The following is a 7,327-nucleotide window of genomic DNA, read 5'->3' on the forward strand; positions in this document are numbered from 1 at the left end:
TGTCCCGCGGCCCGAAAGGATCCCCATTCATGAAGCGATTGGTCGTCATTGCCGCACTCGTGGGTGCCGCTCCGGCGCTCGCCGATGAAGGCATGTGGACTTACAACAACTTCCCCGCCGCCAAGGTGAAGGAGAAGTACGGCTTCCAGCCGGATCAGCAGTGGCTGGACAAGCTGCGCCTGGGCGCGGTGCGTCTGGCCGGCGGCTGTTCCGCCAGCTTCGTGTCACCGGACGGCCTGGTGATGACGAACCACCACTGCGCGCGCGGCTGTATCGAGCAGCTGTCCACCGCGAAGCAGGACTACCTGGCCAACGGCTTCTACGCGAAGACCCAGGGCGAGGAGAAGCAGTGCCCGGCGATGGAGGTGAACCAGCTCGTTGAGATCACCGACGTCACCGAGCAGCTCAACAAGGCCACCGCGTCGCTGACCGGCAAGCAGTACTCGGACACGCTGAAGGCGGAGATGTCCAAGCTGGAGAAGGCCTGCTCCAACGGCGACGACAAGGTGCGCTGTGACCTGGTCACCCTGTACCAGGGCGGCAAGTACAACCTGTACAAGTACCGCCGCTTCCAGGACGTGCGCCTGGTGTTCGCCCCGGAGCACGCCATCGCCTTCTTCGGCGGTGACCCGGACAACTTCGAGTTCCCCCGCTACGACCTGGACGTGACGTTCGTGCGCGTCTACCAGGACAAGCAGCCGGTGAAGACGCCGGACTACTTCAAGTGGTCCGAGCACGGCGCGAAGGAGAACGACCTCACGTTCGTGGCCGGCAACCCGGGCCGCACCTCGCGTGGGCTGACCGTCGCGGAGCTGGAGTACACCCGCGACGTGTCCATGCCCAAGACGCTCATGTACCTCTCCGAGCTGCGCGGCATGCTCACCGAGTTCCAGAAGCGCGGCCCCGAGCAGAAGCGCATCTCCAGCAACCTGCTGTTCGGCGTGGAGAACGGCCTGAAGGCGTCCAAGGGCCGCCACGAGGCGCTGCTCGACAAGAAGTTCTTCGCCTCCAAGGTCGCCGCGGAGCAGGAGCTGCGCAAGAAGGTCGACGCGAACCCCGAGCTGAAGAAGAAGTACGCCGCCGCCTGGGATGAGATCGCCAAGGCCGAGGCCCAGCTGCTCACCCTCCGCAAGGACCTGAACTACCTGGAGCAGGGCAACGGCCTGTCCTCCAGCCTGTTCCACACCGCCCGGGCGCTGGTGCGCGCCGCGGACGAGCTGCCCAAGGACAACGGCCAGCGGCTGCGCGAGTTCAACGACGCCAACCTGACCGCCCTCAAGGCGCAGCTCTTCAGCCCCGCGCCCATCTACGCGGAGCTGGAGATCGCCCGCCTGACGTTCGGCCTCACCAAGATGCGTGAGGAGCTGGGCGCCAAGCACCCGTTCGTGAAGAAGGTGCTGGGCAAGGAGTCCCCGGCACAGGTCGCCACCCGCGTGGTGAAGGGCACGAAGCTCTTCGACCCGAAGGCGCGCCAGGCGCTCTGGGACGGCGGCAAGAAGGCCGTGGACGCGTCCAAGGACCCCATGGTCCAGCTGGCCCTGCTGGCGGATCCGGACTCGCGCGCCATCCGCAAGAAGTTCGAGGACGAGGTGGAGTCCGTCATCAAGAAGAACAGCGAGCTGGTCGCCAAGGCGAAGTTCGACATCTACGGCACCAGCCAGTACCCGGACGCGACCTTCTCCCCGCGCGTGTCCTTCGGTTCCGTGAAGGGCTACATGGACGAGGGCCAGCAGGTCGCCCCCATCACCCAGATGTCCGGCACCTTCGAGCACGCCACGGGCCAGGATCCGTACGCGCTGCCCAAGTCGTGGGTGAAGTCGGAGAAGGTCATCACCGGCAGCACGCCGATGAACTTCGTCACCACCAACGACATCATCGGCGGCAACTCCGGCTCGCCCGTGGTGAACAAGAACCACGAGGTCGTCGGCCTGGTGTTCGACGGCAACATCCAGTCGCTGGGCGGTGAGTACGGCTTCGACGAGTCCGTGAACCGCACGGTGGCCGTGCACTCGGACGCCATCATCGAGGCGCTGCAGAAGGTCTACGGCGCCACCCGCGTCCTGGAAGAGCTGCGCCCCGGCAGCACCAAGGTGCCGCCGGTGAAGGCCAACCCGGCGGGGTAGTCCTCTCCCCTTCCGAGTCCTGAAGTCCCCAGAGGCTGTCCGGTGCGAACCGGGCAGCCTCTTGGCTTTGGTAGCGTCCCGCCCATGTCCTACGACGCGCGCGCGGAGCAGTTCATGCGGGACGGGTACCTTCGTATTGACGGGGCCTTCCCCCGTGAGGTCGCGGATGAGGCCCGGGCCCTGCTCTGGAAGGACACGGGGTGCGATCCGGACCGGCCCGCCACCTGGACCCGGCCCGTCATCCGCCTGGGCATGTACACGCAGAAGCCCTTCGTGGACGCTGGCAACACCCCCGTGCTGCACGAGGCCTACGACGCGCTCGTCGGCGCCGGCCGGTGGCTGCCGCTCCGGGCCATGGGCACCTTCCCCGTGCGCTTCCCCTCCCCGCAGGACCCGGGCGACGCGGGGTGGCACATCGACGTGGGGTTCGACTTCGACAAGCCGGACTTCATGGACTGGCGCGCCAACGTCGCCTCCAGGGGCCGGGCGCTGCTGATGCTCTTCCTCTTCTCCGACGTGGGCGAGGACGACGCGCCCACCCGCATCCGCGTGGGCTCGCACCAGGACATCGCGAGGCTGCTGGGCCCGGCCGGTGAAGCGGGCCTGACGCTCCGGCAGCTGGCGGCCAACGGCTTCGCGGAGTCCGCCCACCGCCGGGAGGTGCTGGCCACGGGCGAGGCGGGCACGGTGTACCTGTGCCACCCCTTCCTCGTGCACTCGGCCCAGCCCCACAAGGGAGCGCGGCCGCGCTTCATGGCGCAGCCGCCACTGCTTCCCCGGGAGCCCCTGAGCCTGGCCCGGCTCCCGGAGGACACGTCGCCGGTGGAGGAGTCCATCCGGCGCGCGGTGACGTGAAGCCCTACCGCGTCACTCCCACTCGATGGTGGCGGGCGGCTTGGAGGAGATGTCGTAGACGACGCGGTTGATGCCGCGCACCTCGTTGGTGATGCGCGAGGAGATCTTCTCCAGGATGGGGTACGGGATGCGCGCCCAGTCCGCCGTCATGCCGTCCACGCTGGTGACGGCGCGCAGCACGCAGGTGGACTCGTAGGTGCGCTCGTCGCCCATCACGCCCACGCTCTGCACCGGCAGCAGCACCGCGAAGGCCTGCCACACTTCCTTGTACAGGCCGGCCTTGTGGATCTCCTCCTGCACGATGGCGTCCGCGCGGCGCACCAGGTCCAGGCGCTTCTCGTTCACCTCGCCCAGCACGCGGATGGCCAGGCCCGGGCCCGGGAAGGGCTGGCGGGAGACCATCTCGTCCGGCAGGCCCAGCTCACGGCCCAGCGCGCGGACCTCGTCCTTGAAGAGCTCGCGCAGCGGCTCCACCAGCTTGAGCTTCATCTGCTCCGGCAGGCCGCCCACGTTGTGGTGGCTCTTGATGGTGACGGACGGGCCCTTCCACGACACGGACTCGATGACGTCCGGGTACAGCGTGCCCTGCGCCAGGAAGCCCGCGTCCTGCACGTCGCGCGAGGCCTCCTCGAAGACGGCGATGAACTCCCGGCCGATGATCTTCCGCTTCTGCTCCGGATCCGTCACGCCGGCCAGCTTCGACAGGAAGCGCTCGCGCGCATCCACCGTCTTCAGCGGCACGTGGAAGCGGTCCACGAACAGCGCCTCCACCTGCGCCCGCTCGCCCTGCCGCAGCACGCCGTTGTCCACGAAGATGCACTGGAGCCGGGGGCCAATGGCCCGGTGCAGCAGCAGCGCCGCCACGGAGCTGTCCACGCCGCCGGACAGGCCGCAGATGACGCGGCCTTCGTCACCCACCTGCTTGCGGATGGTCTCCACGGCCTCGTCGATGAAGCCCTTCATCGTCCACGAGCCGGTGACCTTGCAGTCGTTGAAGAGGAAGGCGCGCAGCATGGCCTTGCCCTGCGGCGTGTGGACGACCTCCGGGTGGAACTGGAAGCCGTACCAGGGGTTCGTCTTGTGGGCCGCCGCCGCGAAGGGCGAGTTGCCGCTGCGGCCAATGGCCTCGAAGCCGGGCGGCAGCTCGTCCACCCGGTCGCCGTGGCTCATCCACACCTGCACCTGGTCGCCCGGGCGGAACTCCGCGAAGGGGCCCCGCGCGGCGAGCACCTCCACCGCGGCGCTGCCGAACTCGCGGTGGGCGCTCCGGTCGATGCGGCCGCCCAGCAGCTTGGAGATGAGCTGGAGGCCGTAGCAGATGCCCAGCACCGGGACGCCGGCCTCGAAGACGTAGGGGTCGCAGCGCGGGGAGCCGGGCGCTTCCACGGACGCCGGCCCGCCGGAGAGGATGATGCCCCTGGGCGCGAACTGCCGGATGTCGGCGGCGGGGAGGTCCGGGCGGTGGATCTCGCAGTAGACGCCCAGCTCACGCACCCGGCGGGCGATGAGCTGGGTGTACTGGCTCCCGAAATCAAGGATCAGGATCTTCTCGGAGTGCAGGTCCACCGGCGATTCTCCCAGGGGGCGTCGTTGACGGGTGGGGGCCCTTATCGCTACAAACTTCGGGAAATCAACGCTGAAAGGCCGTCAATTGTTCGTGCGCCGCCTGTCCGCTTCCACTGCAGCAGCCATGCTCCTCCTGTCCTCCGCGGGGTGTGTGAAGGAGATCACCTCCGACGAGCGCCTGGAGCGGGACACCCGCAGCGTCGCGGTGAAGGACGCGCCCGGGGTCGAGCAGCTTTCCAAGCTCACCTGTGACGACACCTCCGCGCCGCTCAACAAGGCGCGCGACGTGAACCGCCCGGAGTCCGACCGGCTGGTGGACTACGTCAACCTCTACTCCTCGCTGAAGGACCGCACCCACACCTTCGAGGAGGCCATGGCCCGCAACCCGGACCTGAGCTACCGCGAGGGCAGCCAGAACCTGGTCAGCGCCAAGGACACCTGCATCCAGCAGACCGCGGACGTCCGGGTGGAGTTCGAGACCTACCTGCGCGAGCTGGTGGACGTGCCCACGGTGCAGGAGATCAAGGGCGGCAACACCGTCACGGTGGCCCGCCTGGACTTCGGCACCCTGAAGAAGGCCATCGAGACGCTGGATCCGGACGACCGCGAGTCGCTCCTCCAGCGCGTCAACGCGGCGGAGAAGCGCGTGTCCACCACGGCCGCCCCCGCCGAGGATTCGTCCACGGGCGGCGGCAAGCGTCGCGGCAAGTAGCCGTCCGCTGTCCTCCCCCGGCGCCCTGCCCGGGGGAGCGCATCCCCTGCCCTACTCCATCCGGTAGTTGGGCGCTTCCTCGGTGATGATGACGTCGTGCACGTGGCTCTCCTTGAGCCCGGCGGACGTGATGCGGACGAAGGTGGCCTTCGTGCGCAGCTCCTCGATGGTGGCGCACCCCACGTAGCCCATGCCGCTGCGGATGCCGCCCAGCATCTGGTGCACGTTCATGGCGAGCGTGCCCTTGTACGGCACGCGGCCCTCGATGCCCTCCGGCACCAGCTTCACGGCCTCCACGTCGGACTGGAAGTAGCGGTCCTTGGCGCCCTGCTTCATGGCGCCCAGGCTGCCCATGCCCCGGTAGCTCTTGTAGCTGCGGCCCTGGTACAGGATGACGTCGCCAGGGGCTTCCTCCGTGCCGGCGAACAGCGAGCCGATCATCACGGAGCTGGCGCCCGCGGCGAGCGCCTTCACGATGTCGCCCGAGTACTTGATGCCGCCGTCGGAGATGATGGGGATGCCGTGCTTGTCCGCCTCGCGGGCGCAGTCATCCACCGCCGTCACCTGGGGCACGCCCACGCCGGCCACCACGCGGGTGGTGCAGATGGAGCCCGGGCCAATGCCCACCTTCACCGCGTCCACGCCCGCTTCAATCAGGGCGCGCGTGCCCTCGGCGGTGGCCACGTTGCCGGCGACGAGGTCGAAGCCCTTGAAGTTCTTGCGCGTGTCGCGCACGCCCTCAATCACGCCCTTCGAGTGGCCGTGCGCGGTGTCCACGACGATGACGTCCACGCCCGCCTTCACCAGCGCGTCGATGCGGGCCTCGCGATCCGCGGACACGCCCACGGCGGCGGCGCAGAGCAGGCGGCCCTTGGCGTCCTTGGCCGCGTACGGGTGGGTGCGGCGCTTCTCGATGTCCTTGATGGTGATGAGGCCCTTGAGCTCGTAGGCCTCGTCGACGACGAGGAGCTTCTCGATGCGGTGCTCGTGCAGCAGCTTCGTGGCGTCGTCCTGGGTGATGCCCTCGCGGCCGGTGACGAGCTTCGTCGTCATCACGTCCTCGACCTTCTGGGACAGGTTCTTCTCGAAGCGCACGTCGCGGCTGGTGAGGATGCCCACCAGGCGCTTGCCCTGCACCACGGGCACGCCGGACACGCCGTGGACCTTCATCAGCTCCAGCGCGCGGGCGAGCGGCGCCTTCGGGTCGATGGTGATGGGGTCCACCACCATGCCGCTCTCGAACTTCTTGACCTTGAGGACTTCCAGGGCCTGCTGCTCGGGCGTCATGTTCTTGTGGATGACGCCGATGCCGCCCTCCTGCGCCATGGCGATGGCGGTGCGCGCCTCCGTCACGGTGTCCATGGCGGCGGACAGCAGGGGCACGTTCAGCCGGATGTTGCGCGTCAGGCGGGTGGTGAGGTCGGCATCACGCGGGGTGACGGCGCTCTCACCGGGCTGCAGGAGCACGTCGTCGAAGGTGAGGGCCAGCCGGATATCGGGGTTCAACATGGGGGCTCCCGGAGGCCCCGCGGGGCACCAGCGCCCGGCGGGTGCGTGTCCATACGGTTTGCGCGGCTGCCGCGCAACGGAAGAAGGTTTTTTGCCGCCCGTTCCTGGGGACTTCAGGTGATACTCGGTGTCCCACCAACACTTCTTGGGACTTGGACCGGGCCTTGGCGGAATTGAATCAAGCGGGGGCGGTGGGGCTGGTGGTGAAGCTGCCCTTCGCCACCCCCGAGGAGTTCCTCGCGAAATACGGGGGCAACATCACCCGGGGCGGCATCTATTTGCGCGCCAAGGCCGTGCGCCCCCCTGGCACGGCCGTTACCCTGGACCTCCGCCTGGCGAGCGGCGACCGGCTCCTCTACACGGCGGCCATCGTCCACTTCGTCACCGGGCAGCAGGGCCAGGGCATCTCCGGCATGGGCCTGAAGTTCGGGGAGGCGGACCCTCCGACGCGCCGGTTCCTGGACGCCGCGGTCGCCATCCTGCCGCACGCCCAGTCGGACCTGCCGCCCGTGCCCAATGGCGTCGGCCCGGCGGACTACACCGTGCCCGCCCCAGCCGCCCC

Annotated in this window: 6 protein-coding genes; 4 read left to right on the forward strand and 2 right to left on the reverse strand. The window is 68.7% G+C overall.

Annotated elements, in window-relative coordinates; genetic code table 11:
- Positions 1 to 29 precede the first annotated feature (29 nt).
- Together D7X96_RS29245 and D7X96_RS29250 are read left to right on the forward strand one after the other, a co-directional pair.
- On the forward strand, positions 30 to 2,123 hold the full coding sequence (locus D7X96_RS29245) for a S46 family peptidase (RefSeq protein WP_121723295.1): 2,094 nt from the start codon (positions 30 to 32) through the stop codon (positions 2,121 to 2,123).
- Between the two features lie 84 nt (positions 2,124 to 2,207).
- Positions 2,208 to 2,978, forward strand: a complete 771-nt coding sequence (locus tag D7X96_RS29250; protein ID WP_121771266.1) for a phytanoyl-CoA dioxygenase family protein — start codon at positions 2,208 to 2,210, stop codon at positions 2,976 to 2,978.
- Positions 2,979 to 2,990: 12 nt separating this feature from the next.
- On the opposite strand, the gene guaA is transcribed toward D7X96_RS29250, so the two are convergent.
- The gene (gene guaA / locus D7X96_RS29255) at positions 2,991 to 4,544 is read right to left on the reverse strand and encodes a glutamine-hydrolyzing GMP synthase (RefSeq protein WP_121771267.1); all 1,554 of its coding nucleotides are present in this window, start codon (positions 4,542 to 4,544) and stop codon (positions 2,991 to 2,993) included.
- A gap of 124 nt (positions 4,545 to 4,668) precedes the next feature.
- Here guaA and D7X96_RS29260 point away from each other — a divergent pair, with 124 nt between their 5' ends.
- Complete coding sequence (locus tag D7X96_RS29260; protein WP_121723302.1) at positions 4,669 to 5,256, forward strand: hypothetical protein; 588 nt, start codon at positions 4,669 to 4,671, stop codon at positions 5,254 to 5,256.
- Between the two features lie 51 nt (positions 5,257 to 5,307).
- On the opposite strand, the gene guaB is transcribed toward D7X96_RS29260, so the two are convergent.
- On the reverse strand, positions 5,308 to 6,765 hold the full coding sequence (gene guaB / locus D7X96_RS29265) for an IMP dehydrogenase (protein WP_120552284.1): 1,458 nt from the start codon (positions 6,763 to 6,765) through the stop codon (positions 5,308 to 5,310).
- Between the two features lie 164 nt (positions 6,766 to 6,929).
- Between guaB and D7X96_RS29270 the strand changes: the two genes are divergently transcribed.
- Positions 6,930 to 7,327: TIGR02266 family protein (locus tag D7X96_RS29270; protein WP_121771268.1), on the forward strand; the 398-nt coding region annotated here is incomplete at its 3' end.

The sequence above is a fragment of the Corallococcus interemptor genome (assembly GCF_003668875.1).
Lineage (GTDB): Bacteria > Myxococcota > Myxococcia > Myxococcales > Myxococcaceae > Corallococcus > Corallococcus interemptor.